21 protein-coding genes and 1 pseudogene are annotated in these 21393 nt (G+C 70.9%); 15 read left to right on the top strand and 7 right to left on the bottom strand.

Annotated elements, in window-relative coordinates:
- The first annotated feature begins 209 nt into the window (after positions 1 to 209).
- The gene (locus ACIQPR_RS07650) at positions 210 to 1232 is read left to right on the top strand and encodes an LLM class flavin-dependent oxidoreductase (RefSeq protein ID WP_403643513.1); all 1023 of its coding nucleotides are present in this window, start codon (positions 210 to 212) and stop codon (positions 1230 to 1232) included.
- An 8-nt stretch (positions 1233 to 1240) separates the two neighbouring features.
- Here the strand turns inward: ACIQPR_RS07650 and ACIQPR_RS07645 are convergent, their stop codons facing one another.
- The 3 genes from ACIQPR_RS07645 to ACIQPR_RS07635 all read right to left on the bottom strand — a co-directional run bounded on the left by ACIQPR_RS07645 (position 1241) and on the right by ACIQPR_RS07635 (position 3880).
- Positions 1241 to 2233: an aminoglycoside phosphotransferase family protein gene (locus ACIQPR_RS07645; protein ID WP_403643511.1), complete on the bottom strand. Its 993-nt coding sequence runs from the start codon at positions 2231 to 2233 to the stop codon at positions 1241 to 1243.
- 45 nt (positions 2234 to 2278) lie between these two features.
- On the bottom strand, positions 2279 to 3175 hold the full coding sequence (locus ACIQPR_RS07640) for an alcohol dehydrogenase catalytic domain-containing protein (protein WP_403643508.1): 897 nt from the start codon (positions 3173 to 3175) through the stop codon (positions 2279 to 2281).
- Positions 3176 to 3280: 105 nt separating this feature from the next.
- A complete protein-coding gene (locus ACIQPR_RS07635; protein ID WP_403643505.1) occupies positions 3281 to 3880 on the bottom strand; it encodes a TetR/AcrR family transcriptional regulator in 600 nt (199 codons plus the stop codon).
- Between the two features lie 104 nt (positions 3881 to 3984).
- On the opposite strand from ACIQPR_RS07635, the gene ACIQPR_RS07630 reads away from it, so the two are divergent.
- The gene (locus ACIQPR_RS07630; protein WP_403643502.1) at positions 3985 to 4644 is read left to right on the top strand and encodes an O-methyltransferase; all 660 of its coding nucleotides are present in this window, start codon (positions 3985 to 3987) and stop codon (positions 4642 to 4644) included.
- 182 nt (positions 4645 to 4826) lie between these two features.
- On the opposite strand, the gene ACIQPR_RS07625 is transcribed toward ACIQPR_RS07630, so the two are convergent.
- A complete protein-coding gene (locus tag ACIQPR_RS07625; protein ID WP_403643500.1) occupies positions 4827 to 5711 on the bottom strand; it encodes an alpha/beta fold hydrolase in 885 nt (294 codons plus the stop codon).
- An 89-nt stretch (positions 5712 to 5800) separates the two neighbouring features.
- Between ACIQPR_RS07625 and ACIQPR_RS07620 the strand changes: the two genes are divergently transcribed.
- On the top strand, positions 5801 to 6283 hold the full coding sequence (locus ACIQPR_RS07620; RefSeq protein WP_403643497.1) for a MarR family winged helix-turn-helix transcriptional regulator: 483 nt from the start codon (positions 5801 to 5803) through the stop codon (positions 6281 to 6283).
- 75 nt (positions 6284 to 6358) lie between these two features.
- Here ACIQPR_RS07620 and ACIQPR_RS07615 read toward each other — a convergent pair whose 3' ends face one another.
- Complete coding sequence (locus ACIQPR_RS07615; protein ID WP_403643495.1) at positions 6359 to 6943, bottom strand: TetR/AcrR family transcriptional regulator; 585 nt, start codon at positions 6941 to 6943, stop codon at positions 6359 to 6361.
- Between the two features lie 333 nt (positions 6944 to 7276).
- On the opposite strand from ACIQPR_RS07615, the gene ACIQPR_RS07610 reads away from it, so the two are divergent.
- The 7 genes and pseudogenes from ACIQPR_RS07610 (at position 7277) to ACIQPR_RS07580 (ending at position 12859) form a co-directional block, all read left to right on the top strand.
- Positions 7277 to 7690, top strand: a complete 414-nt coding sequence (locus tag ACIQPR_RS07610) for a DUF6069 family protein (protein WP_403643492.1) — start codon at positions 7277 to 7279, stop codon at positions 7688 to 7690.
- Positions 7691 to 7801: 111 nt separating this feature from the next.
- A pseudogene (locus ACIQPR_RS07605) lies at positions 7802 to 8389 on the top strand (TetR/AcrR family transcriptional regulator); the annotation flags it as partial.
- A 223-nt stretch (positions 8390 to 8612) separates the two neighbouring features.
- Positions 8613 to 9542, top strand: coding sequence for an ATP-binding cassette domain-containing protein (locus tag ACIQPR_RS07600; RefSeq protein WP_403643489.1), 930 nt, complete (start codon positions 8613 to 8615; stop codon positions 9540 to 9542).
- Complete coding sequence (locus tag ACIQPR_RS07595) at positions 9542 to 10381, top strand: ABC transporter permease (RefSeq protein ID WP_403643486.1); 840 nt, start codon at positions 9542 to 9544, stop codon at positions 10379 to 10381. The genes ACIQPR_RS07600 and ACIQPR_RS07595 overlap by 1 nt, the downstream gene beginning before the upstream one ends.
- A 24-nt stretch (positions 10382 to 10405) precedes the next feature.
- Positions 10406 to 11749 carry a sensor histidine kinase gene (locus tag ACIQPR_RS07590; RefSeq protein ID WP_403643484.1) on the top strand — a complete coding sequence of 448 codons (1344 nt, stop codon included), beginning with the start codon at positions 10406 to 10408 and terminating at the stop codon, positions 11747 to 11749.
- Positions 11746 to 12414: a response regulator gene (locus tag ACIQPR_RS07585; protein WP_403643481.1), complete on the top strand. Its 669-nt coding sequence runs from the start codon at positions 11746 to 11748 to the stop codon at positions 12412 to 12414. Before ACIQPR_RS07590 ends, ACIQPR_RS07585 begins: the two co-directional genes overlap by 4 nt.
- A 175-nt stretch (positions 12415 to 12589) precedes the next feature.
- Entirely contained in the window at positions 12590 to 12859 is a 270-nt protein-coding gene (locus ACIQPR_RS07580; protein WP_403643478.1) for a hypothetical protein, read from the top strand.
- A gap of 93 nt (positions 12860 to 12952) precedes the next feature.
- Here ACIQPR_RS07580 and dacB read toward each other — a convergent pair whose 3' ends face one another.
- Positions 12953 to 14290, bottom strand: a complete 1338-nt coding sequence (gene dacB, locus ACIQPR_RS07575) for a D-alanyl-D-alanine carboxypeptidase/D-alanyl-D-alanine-endopeptidase (protein WP_403643475.1) — start codon at positions 14288 to 14290, stop codon at positions 12953 to 12955.
- Positions 14291 to 14625: 335 nt separating this feature from the next.
- Between dacB and ACIQPR_RS07570 the strand changes: the two genes are divergently transcribed.
- Positions 14626 to 15294 carry a TetR/AcrR family transcriptional regulator gene (locus ACIQPR_RS07570; RefSeq protein WP_403643472.1) on the top strand — a complete coding sequence of 223 codons (669 nt, stop codon included), beginning with the start codon at positions 14626 to 14628 and terminating at the stop codon, positions 15292 to 15294.
- 211 nt (positions 15295 to 15505) lie between these two features.
- Positions 15506 to 16714: an oxygenase MpaB family protein gene (locus ACIQPR_RS07565; RefSeq protein ID WP_403643469.1), complete on the top strand. Its 1209-nt coding sequence runs from the start codon at positions 15506 to 15508 to the stop codon at positions 16712 to 16714.
- Between the two features lie 49 nt (positions 16715 to 16763).
- Here the strand turns inward: ACIQPR_RS07565 and ACIQPR_RS07560 are convergent, their stop codons facing one another.
- Positions 16764 to 17369 carry a TetR/AcrR family transcriptional regulator gene (locus tag ACIQPR_RS07560; protein WP_403643467.1) on the bottom strand — a complete coding sequence of 202 codons (606 nt, stop codon included), beginning with the start codon at positions 17367 to 17369 and terminating at the stop codon, positions 16764 to 16766.
- Between the two features lie 262 nt (positions 17370 to 17631).
- Here ACIQPR_RS07560 and ACIQPR_RS07555 point away from each other — a divergent pair, with 262 nt between their 5' ends.
- The 3 genes from ACIQPR_RS07555 (at position 17632) to ACIQPR_RS07545 (ending at position 21285) form a co-directional block, all read left to right on the top strand.
- Positions 17632 to 18663, top strand: a complete 1032-nt coding sequence (locus ACIQPR_RS07555; RefSeq protein WP_403643464.1) for a zinc-binding alcohol dehydrogenase family protein — start codon at positions 17632 to 17634, stop codon at positions 18661 to 18663.
- A gap of 147 nt (positions 18664 to 18810) precedes the next feature.
- Positions 18811 to 19362, top strand: a complete 552-nt coding sequence (locus ACIQPR_RS07550) for a hypothetical protein (protein WP_403643461.1) — start codon at positions 18811 to 18813, stop codon at positions 19360 to 19362.
- 420 nt (positions 19363 to 19782) lie between these two features.
- A complete protein-coding gene (locus ACIQPR_RS07545; RefSeq protein ID WP_403643458.1) occupies positions 19783 to 21285 on the top strand; it encodes an MFS transporter in 1503 nt (500 codons plus the stop codon).
- Positions 21286 to 21393 lie beyond the last annotated feature (108 nt).

Below are 21393 nucleotides of genomic sequence, written 5' to 3'. Positions count from 1 at the left end.
GAGGGTCACAGCAGAAGGTACGCCGGTCGGGCCCGGCCCACATGGAACGGTCCAGAGCCGGCCACCCGCGGCCGACCCGGCACCGAACCGGTGGCACCCCCGTCACCGGCCGATCGACCAGGTCACGGTGCCTCGGCGCGGGGAGTCGAGGGAAGCATCGGCACGGGGATCAGGGGAATCAATCGCGCCCGCCGGACGCTGTCGCCCCTGTGAAGAAGATAGGTTTCCTCTCGTTCGGCCACTGGTCGCCGAGTCCGCATTCCAGGACCCGGTCCGCCGCCGACTTCCTGCACCAGTCCATCGACCTGGCGGTCGCCGCCGAGGAACTGGGCGTGGACGGCGCGTACTTCCGCGTGCACCACTTCGCGCAGCAGGCGGGCAGCCCGTTCCCGCTGCTCTCGGCCATCGGCGCGCGGACCTCGAAGATCGAGATCGGCACCGGTGTGATCGACATGCGCTACGAGAACCCGCTGTACATGGCCGAGAACGCGGGCGCGGCCGACCTCATCTCCGGCGGGCGGCTCCAGCTCGGCATCAGCCGCGGCTCACCGGAGCAGGTGATCGACGGCTGGCGCTACTTCGGCTACGCCCCCGAGGAGGGGGAGACCGGCGCGGACCTGGCCCGCCGGCACGCCGAGACGTTCCTCAAGGTGATCGAGGGCGACGGCTTCGCCCGGCCGAACCCCCGGCCGATGTTCCCCAACCCGCCCGGACCGCTGCGCGTCGAACCGTACTCCGAGGGCCTGCGCGAGCGGATCTGGTGGGGCTCCAGCTCGAACGCGACCGCCGTCTGGGCCGCGCGGCTGGGCATGAACCTCCAGAGCTCCACCCTGAAGGACGACGAGACCGGCGAACCGCTGCACGTCCAGCAGCGCAAGCAGATCGAGGCGTACCGGGAGGCCTTCAAGGAGGCGGGCCACACGCGCGAGCCGAGGGTGTCGGTCAGCCGCAGCATCTTCGCCCTGACCGACGACTTGGACCGGTCCTACTTCGGCCACGACCGTGACTCGCGGGACCAGGTCGGCATGATCGACGACAAGACCAGGGCGATCTTCGGACGCTCGTACGCCGCCGAACCGGACGTGCTGGTGAAGCAGCTCCGGGAGGACGAGGCCATCCAGGCCGCGGACACCCTCCTCCTGACCGTCCCCAACCAGCTCGGGGTCGACTACAACGCCCATGTGCTGGAGAGCGTCCTGACCCACGTGGCACCGGAGCTCGGCTGGCGGTGACCCGCGCGTCACACGCCCTTCAGAACCCGGTCGAGTGCCGTACGGCCCAGAGGTCCCCAGTTCGGCTTGCCGCCCGGAAGGCCCCGCTCCCCGTTCCGCCCCATGAGCATCAGGAAGAGGCACTTCATGGCGGCCAGCCCACGGGCGCGCCGGACGGTGGCCTCGTCCGCACGGCCGTACGCCTCGAAGAACCGTGCGGCCGTGCCCTCGGGCAGCAGCACCCACGCGGCGGCGAGGTCCCAGGCCGGGTCACCGGCGCACAGGGCGCCGAAGTCGACGACGCCCGCGAGCGTTCCGTCGGAGACGACGACGTTCGCGGGGTGAAGGTCGGCGTGCACCCACACCGGCGGACCCGCCCACTCGGGAGCCGCGACGGCGTCCTCCCAGACGGCGCGGATGTCGCCCCCGAGGCCGCCGGTGCCCGCGAGACCGCCAATGGCGTCGATGCCGTCGATGCCGTCGATGTTGCCGACATCGTCGCTGCCGCTGGAGGCCACCGCTCCGAAGAAGTGGTCGAAGCCGTCCGCGCACTCCTTGGGGTGAACGCCGAAGCCCGCGCCGTTCGGCGCGTCGGCGGGCGCCTCCCCGTGGAGCGCCCGGAGGAATTCCGCGAGCACGTCGGCCGCGTGGCCGCCACGGCTGATCGACCCGTGGTCCAACGGCTCACCGGGAACCCACGTCATCACGGTCCAGTGCTTGGGAAAGCGCGCGGACGGTTCACCGAACCGCACCGGAACCGGCACCGGGAGCGGCAGCCTCGGGGCCAGCACGGGCAGCCACCGCCGCTCCTTGAGCTGAAGCTCCGGGGTGGGGTCCATGCGCTGCATGCGTACGGCCAACTCGTCCCCGAGGCGCCACATCTGGTTGCCCCAGCCGCCCGCCACCTCACGGACGGCCAGTCCCGCGAGGTCAGGATGCTGTTCCGCCAGCAGATCGCGGACCAGGTCCGCGGTGATCTCGATCTCGGTGTCGGTGCCGGTGTCGATCTCGGTGTCGGTCATGCGAAGTCACCCTACTGAAGCAGCCGTTCCCGCCCGTGTTCGCGATTACTCCTGCGGGTGCAGGACGACCCGCCCGAACGGCCGACGCTCGGCGAGGAGGGCGGTGTACGCGGCCTTGACCTGGGCCAGCGGGTACGTCGCGGCGACGGGAACGGCCAGGTCACCCGAGGCGGCGAGTTCGGCCAGCATGCGGTAGGCGGGGAGGCCTCCGGCGTCCATGGTCCCGCGCGCCGTGACACCTTGCTCCTTGGCGGACTTGTAGTCGACGGCGGTGTTGATGCGGTCGCGGGGAATCCCCAGGTCCAGTGCGAGTTGGATGTAACCCGACCCGAACGCGTCGATGAAAGCGTCAATCTCGCGAGCGCCGGCCGCCTCCCGGACATTGCTCGCGACGTTGCCGACGAATGAGACCGGGATGATGTCGCGTTCGCGCACATGATCCGCTTTTGACGGGCTGCACATACCGATCACGGTCGCACCAGTGCGCCGCGCGAGCTGCGCGGCGGTGAAGCCGACGCCTCCGGCGGCAGCGGATACGACGACGACCTCCCCTTCGGAGGGATCAACGGCTTTGACTCCGGCCAATCCGGCCATGGGCGTGACGAAGAGGGATCCGGCCACGTCCCAAGACAGCCCGGCCGGCTTCGCGATCAGCTGCGCCGCCGGTACGGCAACGTACTCCGCGTGCGCCGTCCAGTCCTGTGACCAGCCGAGCACCTCGTCTCCGGGCTTCACTTCCCGGACGCCGTCGCCGACGCCCACCACCACACCGGCAAGGTCCCGGATGGGCGTGTACGACGCTCCGTGCAGCGACGCGGGCACGGAACCCGGATTGATGCACGAGGCGTGGACCCGCACCACCGCCTGCCCCGAAGCGCCTTCCGGCTCGGGCACTTCATCGATCCACAGCTGGTCGACACCATCGAAACGGTCGTACCGCACTTGTCGCATGAGCGCGCCACTTTCGTTGTCGGGCTGGAAGGGTCGTTCGTCGCGGTGCCGGTCTCGTTCGCGCGGCGAGCAGGTCGCGCAGTCGACAGACCACCGCTAGCCACCGTGCCGGAGCAGGAACGCCTCGACGAGGGCGTCGGTGAAGTCCTCGCCGACCGGTCCGCCCGACACCACTGCGCGGTAATAGAGCGGGCCGACCAGCTGGTCCGTCTCCGTCTCCAGGTCGAGATCGGAGGGCAGGCGCCCCGAGGTCACGGCTCGTTCCAGCAGCAGGCGGTCGCGGTGGCGCTGCGGGGCCAGGCAGCGGGAGCGGAACTCCCGCGCGAACGCCGGGTCGTGCTGGGCCTGGGCGAGCAGGGCCCGGAAGACGGCGCCCGGGTCGGACTCGCCGAGGAACAGGGCCAGCCGGCGCAGATAGGCCCGTAGGTCGGTGGCGAGGTCACCGGAGTCGGACGGCGTGAGGTCCTCGTCCGCGTCCTGGAGGAAGGCGTCGATCAGGACGTCGGTCTTCGCGCTCCACCAGCGGTAGATGGTCTGCTTGGCCACCCCTGCCCGCGCGGCGATGCCTTCCATGGTGACGCGTGCGAAGCCCAGCTCGACGAGCAGGTCGTCGGCCGCCTCCAGCACGGCCACCCGCGCTTCTTCGCTACGGCCGTGCCGGTTGCCGTGATGGCGTCGTCCAGGACCTGAAGTCATCTCGCCCTTTCCGCAGACGGGTTCGCTTCTGGAGGCGTCGAAGAACTCTAGGGCTGACGCAAAAGCGCTAGAGTTGACGCAACGTTGCGTCTACTCTAGCGCTCATGACTCATCACGCAGACACACTCACCGAGCCCCGCGTCCAGGCCGCCCTGCGCAGGATGTTCGAGGAAGCCGGGCAGGACGACGCCGTCGCGTCCCGGATCGACTGGGGATCCGGGACGGCGTCCATGTCGCCCCAGGAACATGCCGACGCCGCCGCCGAGATCTACATGCCGATCTCGGCGGCGGGCGGAGAACTGCTCTACAGCCTGGTCCGCGCCGTCCACCCGGACACGGTGGTCGAGTTCGGGATGTCGTACGGGATCTCCACGCTGTACCTGGCCGCCGCCGTACGCGACAACGGCGCCGGACGGGTCGTCACCACCGAACTCAGCAAGGAGAAGATCGCCGCCGCGCGCCGCACCTTCGCCGACACCGGCCTGGACGACCTGATCACCGTGCTGGAGGGCGACGCCCGGGACCGGCTCGGCGGCCTCGACGCCCCAGCCGGTTTCGTCCTCCTCGACGGCTGGAAGGATCTCTGCCTGCCCGTGCTGAAACTGCTGGAACCCCGGCTGGCACCCGGCACACTCGTCGTGGCCGACGACACCTCCTTCGCGAGCATGCGGCCCTACCTCGACTACGTACGCGACCCGGCGAACGGCTACCGCAGCGTCGCGTTCCCCGTCGAGGACGGCATGGAGATCAGCTGCCGGCTCTGAAGGGACAGACCGAACACGCTGGTGCCGTGCCCCACCCGGCCCGTTCTATGGCCGCCGCCCCGCTCTCGCCCTACGTCCAACACCACAACGACCTGCTGGGGCGGCCCCTCTTTCTTCCACTGCCGCGAACGGCCCGGTGGCCCGGAGCGCCAGCTGTTCACCGTGCGCTCGAACGCCTCGCGCTACTTCAGGTTGTCGATCTTCTCGTAGAAGGACAGGAGGCCGTCGGCAAGCCTGTCGGGGGCCTCCATCGCCGTGTAGTGGCCGATCCCGTCGAGGGAGAGAGCGCTGACGTCTTCGGCGACCTGGCGCAGGGTCGCCGGGGTGAACTCTCCCGATCTGCCGCTGACGGCGAGCACGGGCGTGGTGAGTTTCCGGGATGCCAGTCGGCGGATCTCGTCGCCCTCGCGGAGCATCGATCGGTACAGTCCGGCCGCGCCGTTGAACGCGCCGGGTCGTGCGTAGGAGCGGACGAGTTCGTCGATGTCGTCGTCGGTGAACGCGCTGGGCGCCACGCAGAGCGACGGGATCGCGTACTCCGCGAGGAAGGCCCGTTCTCGTCCGGCGAGCAGCATGTCCGGGATGCCCGGGGCGGCGAGCACGCCGATGTGCCAGGCACCGCCGTGGGCGACGTCGGCGAGTCGTTCGACACCGAACCCGGGCAGCCCGGTCTCGATCGCCGCATAGCTTCGTACGAGGTCGGGGCGGGTGGCGGTGACGCGGAACGTGGTGGGACCGCTGACGTCCTGGCCGGTGAGGTGGACGGGGCCCGCGTCGAGCCGTTCGATCAGTTCGCTCAGGTCCTGGGCCGCGGTCGCACTGTCGTGGACCGTGGTCGCGACGGCGGAGTCGCCGAAGCCGCGCAGATCGGGAACGAACACGCGGTGGCGCTCACTGAGCAGCGGAATCAGCTTGCGGAAGACCCACCAGGTCTCGGGGAAGCCGTGGACCAGCACGACGGGCGAGCCGTTCGTCCCGGCCGATATGTAGTGCAGTTCGGTGCCGTTCAGCCTGGCGTGGTGGTGTTCGACGCCCGGGACGGTGGCGCCGCCGGTTGCGGGGTGCATCGTTCTCCTGGATTCGATCGACAACATGGTTGTCAATCTATAGGTCGACAACATGGTTGTCGACCTCTGGCTCTCGTATGCTTCGCCGCATGGCACGTTCACCGGGCGCCGAACTCGCGCTGCTGCTTCTCGGCGGCTTCCGATCGATGGTGGACGACGTCCACGGCGAACTGGCGCTCCGCGGACACCCGGGCGTGCGCGCGGGCCACGAGTTCGCCCTGCGCGGCATCGACGAGGGGGCGGACACGGCCTCGGCGCTCGGCCGCCGGCTCTCGGTCTCCAAGCAGGGTGCCGCCAGAACGATCGCCGCACTGGAGCGGCTCGGGTACGTCGAACGGCAGCCCGACCCGGGCGACGGCCGCCTCAAGCGGCTCCGGGTCACCGACCGCGGACACGACATGATGACGCTCGGCGCCTCGCTCTTCGACGGTGTGCGCGAACGGTGGGCGGCGCAGATGGGGCCCGAGCAACTCGAAGCCCTTGAGGCGCACTTGACCCGGCTCGTGGCGAACCGGCCGTCAGACTCCGAAGACGCGGCACGGCTCGACGAGGATCTCAGCGAGGTCACCTGAGGGACACACGGCCACACCAACGAGCATGTGGCCGAGGTGCGGTGCGCCTCACCTCGGTCTCCGGCGGCCGGAACCTCAGTCCTTCGGCGCCCAGGGAGCCAGCGCCGCGTCGACCGTACGGACGACCACGTCGTCGTCGAGCGGCACGCCGAACATGAAGCGCCGGAAGAGCAGCGGGCCGAGAATCCGGGCGACCAGTTCCCTGACGTTGTCCTCGATGCCGGGCCGGAACTCGCCACGCGCGACGGCGGCGGCGAGCACCTCGACCACGTGCTCGTCGGTCCGGCCGAACATCTCCTCCCGGATCCGCCGTACCCCCTCGTCCCGCTCGGCGCGGTCGATGACGGAGGCGATGACGGCGGCGGAGACCGGCTGGTTCAGCCACTCGGCCTGCTGGGTGAGATAGCCGACCAGCTGCTCACGGACGGGTCCGTCGTCGAGCGTGAGCAACGGACGGGCCGCGTCGGCCAGCGTGTCGAGGAGCAGGGACTCCACCTCGGGCCAGTGCCGGTAGACCGTGGCACGGCCGACGCCCGCGCGCTTGGCCACCGCGGCATGGGTGACGCCCTCGGGTCCGTCCTCGGTGAGGAGTTCGGCAGCGGCGGCCAGAGCGGCCACCCGGCTGCGGCGGGCGCGGGGGTCGACGCTGGACCGTGACATCGCTGCACCTCTTTTCTCACCTGCGTCCGCGGATCCGGAGGGACTCGCTTCTCTTCTCTCTTTCGTTACACACTGTCTCACAGCGGGCCGTGAACGCCGACGGTCACGCGTCCCGCCACATCACGGCAACACGCGACCCTGGCCGTCGAGGGCGTCCCGGACGAGCAGACCCACCTGGGCCTCGGGGACGTGACGGTCCTGCTGGATCACGGGTCACCCCCGGCACATCGCTCTTGAACTTTCAAGCTATGCCTCACATGATTGCGCTTGAGGTTTCAAACACCTGTCGGGGATCCGGCAGCCTCTTCCCCCACCACTCCCCCTGGAGACACCATGACCGCTATCGCCCAGAAGACACCCGTCCGCCGAGGCCCTCTCGTCGTCGCCGGCGGCGCGGTCGCCGCCATCGTGCTCTCCACCCTCGTGAACGTGGTGATCGCGGTCGTGGCCCACGCGGCGGGCGCTCCCGACGGGTTCCAGCCGCTGAAGCCGGGTTCCTACATATTCCTGACCACGGTGGGCGTACTCGCGGGCACCGCCGGATGGGCCGTCGTGCGCAAGGTGTCCGACGATCCCGAGGCAGTGATCCGGTGGCTCGCTCCGGTCGTCGTGGCCGTGTCCTTCGTCCCCGACTTCTTCCTCTTCGGCGACGGCGGCGCCACAGGTGTCGCGGCACTGCTCGTGATGCACGTCTGCGTCGCAGTCATCGCCGTGACCGCCTACCGCAAGGTCATGCCGCTGACCTGACCGCCCCGAGCACCGGCCCCGGACACCGGCCCCGAGTCCGACCGTCCGAGGCCGCACCGGCGGTAAAATGTACGAAACAGTTTCGTTTCACGTAAGGGGAAGGTGAACCGCATGGCCGAGACCTCGACCGGGCGACGCCGCCGGATCACTCCCGAGCGCACTGCCGAACTCTACGAAGCCGTCCTCGACCTGCTCGGGAAAGTCGGATACGACGCCCTCACCATGGAGGCCGTGTCCGCGTGCACCAGGACCAGCAAAGCGACGCTCTACCGCCAGTGGGGCGGCAAGGCCGAGCTGGTCGCGAGGGCGGTCCGCCACCACGAACCCCGTGCCGCGGACGCCCGCGCGACCGACACCGGTTCCCTCCGGGGCGACCTGCACGCTCTCGTCCTGCGCCGGAGCGACTCCGAGATCGAGAAGAACTGTGCGCTGATGCGAGGTCTGGTCATGGCCGTCCACAACCGGCCCGACCTCCTGGACGCCGTCCGGGAGCGCCTGATCGCCAGGGAGCGGGCGGAGCTGCGGGATCTGCTGCGGCGGGCGGTCGACCGTGGCGAGGTCCTCCCGGACAACCAGGCGCTCGGCCACGTCCTGCACCTGATGACCGGGGCGATCGTCACCCGGTCGTTCGTCGAGGAACAGCCGCCCACACAGGCTTTCCTCGTCTCCTATGTCGACGCGGTGGTCCTTCCGGTCCTTCTCGCCCGACCGGCCCGCACCGCCGCGCGACCCGCTCCCCGGCGGGAGTCCGGGTCATCCCCGAGGATGACGGGCGAGACCGCCTCCTTTGGTACCGCAGGACCATGGGTCCGCCGATGAGTCACCCGTGGTCCCACGGGGGAGGCCGCTCCGCTCTCGTAGCTTCGATCACAGAGTCCGGCCCGCAGGTGGCCGTGCCCCAGGCGAGAAGGGCCTCACTCTCATGATCGAAGCGCGGGAACTGACGAAGCGGTACGGGGACAAGACGGTCGTGGACCAGCTGAGTTTCACCGTCAAGCCGGGTGAGGTGACCGGCTTCCTCGGGCCCAACGGCGCAGGCAAGTCCACCACCATGCGCATGATCGTCGGCCTGGACTCCCCCACCTCGGGTTCGGTCGCCGTCAACGGCGAGTCCTACTCCCGGCATACGGCGCCGCTGCACGAGATCGGCACCCTGCTGGAGGCCAAGTCCGTGCACCCCGGGCGTACCGCGCTCAACCATCTGATGGCGCTGGCGCACACCCACGGCATTCCGCGCCGCCGGGTGGACGAGGTGATCGAGCTGGCCGGGCTGACCAGCGTGGCCGGCAAGCGCGTGGGCGCCTTCTCGCTCGGTATGGGCCAGCGGCTCGGTATCGCGGCGGCCCTCCTCGGCGACCCGGCGATCGTCATGCTCGACGAGCCGGTCAACGGGCTCGACCCCGAAGGGGTGTTGTGGGTGCGGAACCTGCTGCGGGGCCTGGCCGACGAAGGCCGCGCGGTGATGCTCTCCTCGCACCTGATGAGCGAGACCGCGCTGATCGCCGACCATCTGGTGATCATCGGCCGCGGCCGGCTCCTCGCCGACACCATTGTCGACGACTTCACCAGGGAGGCGGGCGGTTCGGGCGTGAAGGTCGCCACCGCCGAGGCCGTGAAGCTGCGTTCGCTGCTGGCCGGCCCGGACGTCACCATCAGTTCCTCCGCGGCGGAGGAACTGATGGTGACCGGGCGCGACGCACGCGAGATCGGGGCGATCGCCGCCCGGCACGGCATCGCGCTCCACGAACTCACCCCGCAGGCCGTCTCCTTGGAGGAGGCGTTCATGCAACTGACCCACGACGCCGTCGAGTACCAGAGCGCTCCGGCCGACACCGCGCGAAAGGCCGCCTGATGACCACCACGACCCCCGCGGCGGTGCCCGCCCAGCAGTCGTCCGCCAAGACCGCCTACAAGGTGACAGGACCCCGGGTACTGCGCTCGGAGTGGGCCAAGTTCTGGTCGTTGCGCTCCAGTTGGATCACCCTGGCCGTCGCCGTCGTCCTCCTCGTCGCCCTCGGGGCGATCGCGTCCGCCACCTACAGCCCCGATGTCACCGCTCCGCCCAACGGTCCGGGCTCGGGCACCCAGGACGCCGTGAGCCTCGCCCTGCTCGGCGTGACCTTCGCGTCGCTGGCCGTGGGGGTGCTCGGCGTGCTGCTGTCGGCGGGCGAGTACAGCACGGGCATGATCCGCTCCACCCTGACCGCCGTACCCCGGCGCCTGCCCGTCCTCTGGTCCAAGGCAGCCGTGATCGGGCCCGTCGCCCTGGTCGTCTCCACCGTGGGCGCGCTGGCCGCCTTCCAACTGGGCACCCTCGGTCTGCACGGCGAGAAGATCGCCCTGACCATGGGCGACGACGGCGTACTGCGCAGCCTGGCCGGAGCCGGCGTCTACCTCGGTCTGGTCGCGGTGTTCGGCGTCGCCCTGGGCGTACTGCTGCGTTCCTCCGCCGGAGCCATCGCGGTGCTGGTCGGGGTCCTGCTGATCCTGCCCGGCCTGGCCCAACTCCTGCCGGACTCCCTCTACGACAACATCAACCCCTACTTCCCCAGCAACGCGGGCTCGGCCGTGTACGCCCTGCACCAGTCCTCCGACGCCCTGTCGCCCGGCGCGGGCCTCGCGGTGTTCGCCGGCTGGGTGGCCCTCACACTCGTGGGATCCGCCGTCCGGCTCGCCAAGACCGATGCCTGACCAGCCCGTACGACAATGACGACCATGAGCCCACACCCCGCGGCAGCCGCCGCGGACCTGCCCCGGGGGGCGGCGGCCGAGCCGTCCCCCGGGCTCGACGACGCCTGGGCGCATCCGCTCCTGGGCCGCATGCTGCGCGGACAGACCCGACGGCGCGCGATGGATCTGCGGCATCCGTGGGTGCTCGACACCGCGGTCGTCCTCGTCGTCGCCCTGATCGGGCTGCCCGACCTGCTCTCCCACCGGAGCCACGGCCCCTTCGGGGAGACCAGCGACGGTACTCACCCGTCGTCCGCCGTCCTGGCCCTCTTCGCCTGTGCCCAGATCCTGCCGCTGTGGTGGCGCCGCAGGGCTCCGGCCGCCACCTATTTCGTGATCTCGGCGGTGGCCCTCGTCCAGTGGTCCCTGGGCGTCTGGCAGCAGGCCGGCATGAGCGCGCTGGTCGCCCTCTACAGCCTGGCCCTGCACGGGTCCCTGCGTGCCCTCAGCTGGGCCTCCGCGCTGACGGTGGTTCAGCTCACCGTGGCGGTCTGTCTGCTGGCGCCCGTCGAGCATCCGCTGCTCGGCCTGTTCTTCCTGCTGGGCACGGCCGCCGCCGCGGTCGCCACCGGACTCACCCTCCGCATCCGCCGCATGTACCTGGCGGCGCTGGAGGACCGTGCGACCCGCCTGGAGATCGAACGCGACCAGCGGGTACGGCTCACCGCCGCCGCCGAGCGTGCCCGGGTCGCCCGCGAGATGCACGACATCATCGGCCACAACCTCTCGGTCATGGTCAGCGTCGCCGACGGCGCCGCCACGCTCGCCGCCCGCAACGAGGAGCGGTCCGCCGAGGCCCTGCGCATCCTCGGCGACACCGGGCGCCAGGCCATGGGCGAACTCCGCCGCGTCCTGGGCATCCTGCGCGAGGACGAGGAGGACGAGCGGCCGCTGACGCCCCAGCCCGGCGTCCGGGAGCTGGACGCCCTGATGGAGCGGGTCCGGTCGGCCGGACTCGCGGTGCGCTACCGCACGACGGGCGATCTCGACTCGCTGGGCGACGGCGTACAGCTGACCCTCTACCGGATCGTCCAGGAAGCCCTGACCAACTCCCTCAAACACTCGGGCGCCGGTTCCTCCGCCGACGTCACGATCACCGTCGCGGCGGGCGAGGTGCGTATCCAGGTGGCCGACACCGGCGTGCCCCGCGGCGCGCGCCGGCCGTCGGCGGCGCAACCGCGCCACGGCGACCAGGGACACGGCCTGGTCGGCATCAGACAACGAGCGGGCATGTACGGCGGCACCGTCAGCGTCGGACCGCGTGCCGACGGTCACGGCTGGCTGGTGGATGTCGTGCTGGACGCGTCTTCGGGAGACCATCGGCCATGACCACCGTCCTGATCGTCGACGACCAGCCCTTGCAGCGCATGGGCGTGCGCATGCTCATCGAGGGCACTCCCGGCCTGACGGCGGTGGGCGAGGCCGCACACGGCGGTGAGGCCGTCCGGATGGCCGCCGAACTGCGCCCGGACGTCGTCCTGATGGACATCCGCATGCCCGGCATGGACGGCATCGAGGCGACCCGCCGCATCACCGCCACCGGCAGCCGCACCCGGATCCTCATCGTCACCACCTTCGACCTCGACGAGTACGCCTACGAGGGTCTCCGCGCCGGTGCGAGCGGCTTCCTCCTCAAGGACGCCCGCCCCGAGGAACTCGTCGTCGGCATCCACGCGGTCGCCACCGGAGACGCCGTGGTCGCGCCCAGGCTCACCCGGCGTCTGCTGGACGCGTACACCCAGCAGGCTCTCGCCCCGCCGGAGGCGCCCGCCCCCGAGGATCCGCGCCTTCGGTCCCTGACCGACCGCGAACGCGAGGTTCTCGTGGCCGTCGCCCAGGGCTGGACCAACTCCGAGATCGCCGAACGCCTCGTCCTGACCGAGTCCACCGTGAAGAAGCACGTCGGCCGTGTCCTCACCAAGCTCGGAGCACGCGACCGCGTCCAGGCCGTGATCACGGCGTACGACACCGGGCTGGTCACGGCCAGGTCCTAGATCCGGGCGCGGTCTCGGGGACCGGCGGAACGACGGCGGTGGCGGCGGCGAACAGCGCATCCGAAGAGATTACTGAGACAGATTGACTCACAGTCGGTCGATGATGCAGGCTGGTCACGAAGCTCCTCACGGAGCAACTCGCCCCCCACTCAGCACATTTCGCGATAGGAAAACGATGTCGGAACACGTTCCCCCCACCCGGACCACGGAAGCCGCCGCGCCCGACCGCCGGCGCCGGACCCGGTACCTGCTGCCCGCCGTCGCGGCCATGGTCATAGGGCTCCAACTCGCCACCGCCTCCGCCAAAGTCGGCTACATCTGGCAGAACCGCAGCGGGCCGTCGCTCCTGACCCTCAAGGACGAGTGCGTGGCGGCGGGCGGCTTCAGCACGAACGAGCGTCAGACTTCGAGCGGCTGGCTGACCGACTGCGCGTACAAGAAGTGACCACGGCCTCTTCCTGACCCCCTTCAACGGCCCGGCGGTTCGTCCGCCGGGCCGTTGCGTTGCGTTCCGTCGCGTTCCGATCCGTCGGGTTCCCTACGCCCAGCAGCCGTTGACCGTGGCCGCGAGACCGTCCAGGGCGTCCTTGGTGTCGCCCGGTGCGGCGGTGGAGTTGTTCTCCACGAAGGAGAAGATCTTCCAGCGGCCGTCCGCCGCCTTGGTCAGGCCGCTCAGCGCGATGGCGCCGGTGAGGGTACCCGTCTTGGCCTTGACCTTGCCCACGGCGCACTGCGAGTCCGCGGTGTCGAACCGGCCCCACTCCGGGCCCAGCGTGGCGCCCGCCTCCCCCGCGACGGGCAGGCCGTCGATGATGGACTTCAGGGTCTGGGCGTAGCGGGGGTCGTCGGCCACGTCGAGGATGTCGGCGATGGTCTGCGCCGGGATCCGGTCGGCGCGGGAGAGCCCGCTGCCGTCGTGGATCTCGAAGTTGTCGAGCGAGACGCCGTACCGGCTGAGCACCTCGCGCACGACGGCGGTCCCGTCCTCGAAGGTGGCCTGGCGTCCGGCGCCGAGTGCGGTCATGCGCAGCAAGGTCTCGGCGTAGTCGTTGTCGCTCACCTTGAGCATGTGCTTCACGAGGACGGACAGCTTGTCCGACTGGTGCCGGGCCACGGGGACGTCGTGTGTGCCCGCGACGCCGTGCGTGACGTCCCCGGTGACGGTCACGCCCTGGTCGCCGAGGAACGTGGCGAAGGCCTGTCCCGCGTCGAGGGAGGTGTCCGTGACGTGGTGGCCGTCGACGACCAGGGCCCGTACCGGTGCGATGTTGTCCGGGTAGTAGCCGTCGTTCCAACCGGTCGCGAGCGTCGGCTCGGGGAAGAGGCTGTCGTCGACCTGGACCTTCACCGTGGTCAGGCCCGCGTTCTTCAGTCCGGCGACGGCCGTCTTCGCGAGCGCTTCGAGGTCGCCGGAGGTCAGGCTGCGGTCACCGCCGCCGACGAGGGTGAGGGTGCCGTCGCCGTAGACGACCTTCGTCGTGAAGCGGTGGTCGGGCCCGAGGACCGTCAGGGCGGCGGTGGAGGTGCCGAGTTTGGCGTTGGAGGCGGGCATCAGCGCGGTGGTCGCGTCGTGCCCCCAGACGGCCTTGTGGGACTTGGCGTCGATGACGACACCGCTGAGCGTGCTGCCGAGGCGGGCGTCCTGGACGCGGGTGTTCAGGTTGTCCGCGATCTTCTGCTCGGCGGTGTCGAGCGTGGTGGCGGTGGTCTTGGTGTCCGTCTTGTCGGCGGCGAAGGCGGACGTGCCGGTCAGGATCGTCCCGGCCACGGGGGCCGTGACCGCGAGCACGATCGCCCTGCGGAAGGCCGGATTCGGCGCCTTCGCCCTGCGGTGGCGACCGCCGGAACGGGCAGAGGTGGGGGAGCTGGAGGGCATGGGGAACCTCGGTGCGTTGTGCTGATTCAGGAGGGGGAACGGAATCTTGAAAGTAAAAGTAACAGGGCCGATTCCGCCTACCGGCAGGTACTTTGTGAAGAAGAGAACACACACGGCCCGATCGACTGTCGACCACGGTCGACCGAGCAGGGCCGGCCGGGCGTTCTCGCCTCGGCCCGGGGGCGCACGAACGGTGCAGGGCGAGGTCGCAGGACAGGCCGCGCACCGCTCCTGGTGACCGCACCCGGCGGGGCGGGCCGTGAGCCCTCGCCGGGTACGATCGCCGGGTCGGCCGTTGTGGCTCCCCGCCCGGCCGGGGAGGAAGTAGGGCACCCGTGGCTACCGAGCCGAGCACCACCCGACGTCCCGGGCGCCCCGGGCGCGACACGGCCGCCGTCCCCGCGGAACGGGACATTCTGCTCCGCGGGCTCGAAGCCTTCGCGGAACTGGGATACGACCACGCCTCCGCGCGGGAACTCGCCCGCCGCCTCGGCGTCAGCCACAACTTCATCAACGACCGGTACGGGTCCAAGGCGGCCTTCTGGCGCGCGGTGGTGGACGCGGCACTCGGGGCGCAGCTCCGGCGGATGGCACCCATCGATCCCGAGACCGACGACGAGGACTGGCTGAGGCGGTTCGTCTCCGAGTTCTACCGGACCAACATCGACGAGCCGGACCTGGCCCGGCTGATCGCCGACGAGTCCTCCCGCGAGACCGACCGGCTGGACTACCTCTACGAGCACTACCTCGAACCCGTGCTGGCCGCCGTCGCGCCCAGGCTGGAGAGCCTGAAGGCGTCCGGACGCATGGCCGCGGCCCCGATGGACATCCTGTTCTTCGCCATGATCGGCCCCATCTCGGGCCTGGTCAGCGACCCTCTCACCCGGCGCCTGGGCGACCGTTCCGACCTCACCACGCGGGAACGGCGACTGGCCAGGGCCGAGGCACTGGCGGACCTGGTCGTGGGCGGCCTGCTGGCCCAGGGGAACGCGCACAGCCGGTAGCCGCGCGGGCCTGTGACCAGGGTCGGCCCTGGTCCCGTGACCAGAGCCGCCGACCCTTCCCGCATTCCACGTCCCGGACGGGAGCGCGTCATCACACCCCCTGCTTGACGACTGTCAGATTAAGAGTAATCTGACGTGTGTCAGAGAGTCTTCCGGTGCCGGGCGCCCCGCGCGCCCGCCCCGTCCACCCCGCCCCTGGGAGTGAAGCCGCATGAGCGCACACCACCAGTCCCGCGACACCCACCGACGCGTGGCCGACCCGCGGTCCGGCGACCGCCGCGACGAAGAGCGGGTCAGCGACCTGGTGACCATGCTGACCGCGGGTGACCCGATCGCCGACGCCGTGGTCGCGGAGCTGGACACCCTCGGCCCGCGGGCGCGCCGGGCGCTGGACGCGGGCCTCCTGCACGGCGCGGCCGGTGCGGGCGAGCGGCTCCCCGAGGCCGTGGCGGCGCTGCTGAGGCAGGTGGAGACCCCGCCTGCCGCGGTCAACCCCCTGCTGCCCCACCGGGGTGACGTGGTGAGCCTGTCGGTGCCTCCCCTCTGGTTCGGCCTCTGCTCGCTCACGAGTGCGCTGACCCACATCTGCTCCTCCCCCGCCCTGGCCCGGCAGCTGCCCCGCGCCGGCCACCCGGCGAGCGTCTCGATGAGCCGGCTCGCGGAGACCGGGATCTGGGCCCGACAGGCCATCCGCCCCGGCGGGCTGCTGCACGGCGGGCCGGGGTACGTGGCCACCGTGCACCTCCGGCTGCGCCACGCCCGCCTGCGGGCGAGGTCCCTCAAGGACTGGGACACGGGCGCGCCCGGCCTGCCGGTCGGCCAGCTCGACATGGCCCGCACCTGGCTCGGCTTCACCTCGGTCGCCTTCGGCGCGCTGGCCTCGGTCGGCATCGACACCACGCCCGACGAGGAACGCTCCCTGTACCAGTACTGGTCCTACGTCGCCCATCTCCTCGGGCTCGACGAGCGGCTCTGGCGGAACGTCACCGACCACGCCGGCGCGCGTCGGCTGCGGAACCTGATCGACGCGGTGAGCGGCGCTCCCGCCGAGCACTCGAAGGCGCTCACTACGACGATGATCGATGCCCAGGCCCGCGCGATGGCCGCGGCACCGGGCGCGGTGCTGTCCGAGGAGCAGTTCCGGACGCTCGTCCACAGCGTGCTGCGCCGGACCTTCGGGGAGAACACCGCGGACCGTATGGGCATCCCGATCCCCGCCGCGATCGACCTCATGCCGCTCGTCGGCAGGCTCAACCGTGAAGCCCGGTACTGGCAGACCTATTCACCCGCGTCCGCCGGAGAAGCACGCCGACGCGCCCTCGCCGGGCCCGGGCCGGAACTCATCGCGGCGGTCCTGCCGAGCGTCGGCGCGCACCGGCGCCCCTCCATGACCGGCCACAGGGGCGCACCGGCGGCCTGACGCCGAGCCCCGGAACCCGGACACGATCCGGGACGCCGACGGCACGGGATCAGAGCGGCCCGCCCGCACCCGTCGCGAGCAGTCCTCGGACCACCAGTGCGGCCAACGCCTCGGCCGTCGCCGTGAGTTGTTCCGGCGAGGAGGCCTCGGCCCGGCCCAGGCGCCGGGCCAGCGGCACCGCCAGCATGCCCGAGATGGGACCGACGACCGCGAAGAACAGCACGTCCATCGGAACGGGCGCCACCCGGCCGGACGCCACCAGCCGGTCGAGGCTGGGCGTGATGGTCCGCATGGACGGCCCGATGAGCCGCTCGTACACGTGGTCCAGCCGCTCGCTCTCCCGCGAGAACTCGTCCACGAAGATCCGCCCGAGCTGAGGCGTGTCCACGGACGTCCGGTACAGGCCGGTGACGAACTGCCGCAGCTGCTCGGCGTCGTCGGCCGAGTCGTCCACCTGCGGCATCCGCGCCAGCTGCGCACCCATGGCGGAGTCGACCACGGCACGCCAGAAGGCCGCCTTGGACCCGTACCGGTCGTTGACGAAGTTGTGGCTCACACCCAGCCGGCGGGCCAGCTCACGCGCCGAGGCCCGGTCGTATCCCAGCTCGGCGAAGGCGTCGAGCCCGCGCAGCAGAATGCTCGGCTCGTCCAGCACGGCGCGGTTGTCCGCACCGCCCGGGCGCCCCGACCCGCGTACCGCTTCGCCACCTGCCCCTGCCCCTGCCCCTGCCCCCACGCCACCTGCCATACCTGCCTCCTCGACCAGCGGACACCTTACTTGACAGTCGTCAGAATCACGCTAATCTGACGAGTGTCAGGAAATTGTCGGCGGTCCCCAGTGACTCGCCCGGCACTTCCTCGCGCCGCATCCCTCCGGATCCCGCGCAGCGCCGGATCCCCCCATCGGAAGGACTCCCATGCAGGCCCAGACCATGAAAGCGGCACGGATCCACCGGCAAGGACCGCCGGAGGTCCTCGTGTACGAGGACACGCCGATGCCCACGCTCCTGCCGGGCGACGTGCTCATCCGCAACGAGGCGGCGGGGATCAACTTCGCCGACGTCGAGCGCCGTCGCGGCGGCTACTACCCCGTGCCCGTGAAGGAGTTCCCCGCCGTCCTCGGCGGGGAGTTCGCCGGCGAGGTGACGGAGGTGGCCGACGACGCCTCCGACTGGAAAGCCGGGGACAAGGTCTTCGGAATCGTCACCGCCGCGCGTTCCGGCACCTATGCCCAGTACCTCGCGACGGAAGCCCGGAACCTGTACCCGCTGCCGCCCGGCATCGACTTCGCCGACGCGCCGGCGCTGCTCATCCAGGGCCTGACGGCCTACTTCCTCGTACGCGACGCGGCGCGCGTGTCCAAGGACGACACGGTCCTGATCCTCGCCGCCGCGGGCGGGGTCGGTTCGCTCGCCGTCCAGCTCGCCCGGATCATGGGAGCGGGCCGGATCATCGGCGCGGCGAGCACACCGGAGAAGCGGGAACTGGCCCTCGGCCTGGGCGCGGACGCCGTCGTCGACTACACCCGGCCGGGGTGGAGCGACGAGGTGCGGCGGCTGACCGAGGGCCGGGGCGTCGACGCCGTACTGCTCAGCGGTGGCGGCGACATGTTCACCGAAGCGCTGGCCTGCCTGGCCCCTCGCGGGCGCGCGGCGGTGTTCGGGAGCGCCAACGGCGAGATGCCCGTCGTCGACTTCGCCGCCCACATCGGCGCGGGCCGGATGTCGATGAACCAGACCGTGGGCTTCTTCGGCCTCCACTACTACCAGGCCCACGCCCGCGCGGAAGTACGGCAGGCGCTGGACGAACTGGCCGAACTGGTCCGCACCGGCCGACTGCGACTCGACCACGGGCACCGGTTCCCGCTGTCGGCGGCAGCGGAGGCACACCACTGCCTGGAGCACCGGCAGAGCACGGGAAAGCTGGTCCTGCTGCCCTGGGCGGACTGAAAACCGCCTTCCCGGGATTCCAGTACCACCGCGCGTCCTTTCAAGTTCAAGACGTCACGAACCCTCTATGAGACATGTTGACTCACAAACGCACATCGATACACAATGTCTCACAGATTCCGAGCAGCCACACCGAGGAGCCAGGCCATGCCCACGTACGACCACGCCGTCGCCCTCCGCTTCACGGACTCCGCCGCGGCCCACCGGGCCTTCAACACCCTCGTGGGCCTCGACTCCGCCGCCACCGAGATCCGCGGCGCCGCCCTGATCGAGCGCGTCGACGACGGCACGATCCGCGTCCCGATGACCGTGGAGCACCACCAGCGGCACGAAGGAGCGGGCGACGGACTGCTCGACACCTTGCTGGGCCTCCTCGGCGGCCCCCTCGGCGCAGCCTTGGGCTGGGGCATCGGGGCAGTGCTCGCCGACCACGACCAGCGACCGGCCGCCGGCGCGATCGAGGCCTTCACCCCGCACGTCCCGCACGGCGGAACGGCCGTTCTCGCCGAGGTCGGGGAGTCCGACCCCGAGATCCTCGACCTCCTGGCCATGGACTACGACGCCGTACTGGAGCGCCGCCCGGCCGCCACCGTACGGGCCGAGCTGGCCGCGCTCGCCGCCGAGGCCGAGGCGATCCGCAGGCGACGGGCGAACGGCAGGGCGGAACACGGGCCCACCGGGACCGCACAGGCGGCATAGGCGGCCTAGGCGACACGGGCCCCACAGACGCGGGGCGAGGGCCGCACAGCGGTCCAACTCCCCCCTTCGCCCCGCACCGTCGGGGCGGGCCCCCTTCCGGGTCCGCCCCGACCTCCTCCGGCCGGCCCCACACGGTCGCCACAGACGCGGGACAACACCCCCCTGTCCCGCATGCGGTGGGGGGCGGATCAATGCCGATCTGCCCCCCACCGCTCACGCATGCCCGCCTCCCGGACGCCTCCCGAACGCCTCCCGCGCGGCTGCCGCACGCTTCCCGCGCGCCCCCGCCGGACCGTCGGCCATCGCGCTTGACACATGTCAGATTCCAGCTAATCTGACATGTGTCAGGAGATGCTCGCACGACGCTCTCCTCCACTTCTTCGCACGTCCTCCTTCCCTCTCCCGCCCTGGAGCCCCGTCATGTCCCAGACCACGACCGAACCGTCGAGCGGGACCTCTTCTCCCCCGCCCCCCGCCCCCGCGGTGCGTCACCGCTGGTGGATCCTGGCGGTCATCGGGATCGCGCAGCTGATGGTGGTCCTCGACGCCACCATCGTGAACATCGCCCTGCCCTCCGCGCAGAAGGACCTCGGCTTCTCGGACGGCGACCGGCAGTGGATCGTCACCGCCTACGCCCTCGCCTTCGGCAGCCTGCTCCTCCTCGGCGGTCGCATCGCGGACCTCTTCGGCCGCAAGATGACCTTCCTCGTCGGCCTGGTCGGCTTCGCCGGAGCCTCCGCCCTCGGCGGCGCCGCCAACAGCTTCGAGATGCTCGTCGTCGCCCGAGCCGTCCAGGGCCTGTTCGGCGCCCTGCTCGCCCCCGCCGCGCTGTCCCTGCTGACGACCACGTTCACCGACGCCAAGGAACGCGCCAAGGCCTTCGGCGTCTACGGCGCCATCGCCGGCGCCGGCGGAGCCGTCGGCCTCCTGCTCGGCGGAGTCCTCACCGAGTACCTCGACTGGCGCTGGACCCTCTACGTCAACCTCGCCTTCGCCGTGATCGCCTTCATCGGCGGCGCCCTGCTGCTCCAGCGCACGCACCGCGACAAGAGCGCCAAGATCGACGTCCCCGGCGCGATCCTGGTCGGCGGCGGCCTGTTCTGCATCGTCTACGGCTTCTCCAACGCCGAGAGCCACGACTGGAGCTCCGTGCAGACCTGGGGCTTCCTGGTCGTCGGAGTCGTCCTGCTCGCCGCGTTCACCTGGTGGCAGACCCGCGCCCCGCACCCCCTGCTCCCGCTGCGCGTCCTGCTCGACCGCAACCGGGGCGCCTCCTTCCTCTCCGTCCTCATCATCGGCGCCGGAATGTTCGGGGTCTTCCTCTTCCTCACCTACTACCTTCAGCAGTCGCTGGGCTACACCCCCGTGAAGACCGGTCTGGCCTTCCTGCCGATGGTCGCCGGGCTGATGCTCGCCTCGACACTGGCCACCACCGTGCTCGTGCCCCGCTTCGGCCCCAAGCCGATCGTCCCGCTCGGCATGGGCATCGCCGCCGCCGCCATGGTCTGGCTCACCGGACTCGACCTCGACAGCGGCTACGCCACCCACATCATGCCGCCGCTGATCGTCGCCGGCCTCGGCATGGGCCTCATCATGGCCCCCGCGATGAACCTCGCCACCAGCGGCGTCGCCACGGAGGACTCCGGGGTCGCCTCCGCCGCCGTCAACACCATGCAACAGGTCGGCGGCTCCCTCGGCACCGCCCTCCTCAACACGCTCTTCTCCAGCGCCGTCACCAACTACATCGACGGCAGGAACCCCAGGGACCCCAGCGTCCTCGCCCACGCCAGCCTTGAGGGCTACTCCACCGCCTACTGGTGGTCCGCCGCCTTCTTCGCCGCAGGCCTCGTCATCAGCCTCGTCCTCTACCGCCGGGGCACCCCTGCCACCGACCCCGACGCGGCCCCCACCGTCCACATGTAGGACGAAATCCGGGACGGCAGCAGAGCCCCTCCCCCGATACCCACCCCAACGCAGAGCGGCGGCCCCACACCGGGCCGCCGCTCTGCGTGCGGCGCGCCGACACCGCCC

This window comes from Streptomyces sp. NPDC091280 (assembly GCF_044768565.1).
In the GTDB taxonomy this organism is placed as follows: domain Bacteria; phylum Actinomycetota; class Actinomycetes; order Streptomycetales; family Streptomycetaceae; genus Streptomyces.
The sequence above is the reverse complement of the archived record's forward strand: the minus strand, read 5'-3'. Positions and strand labels throughout refer to the sequence as shown.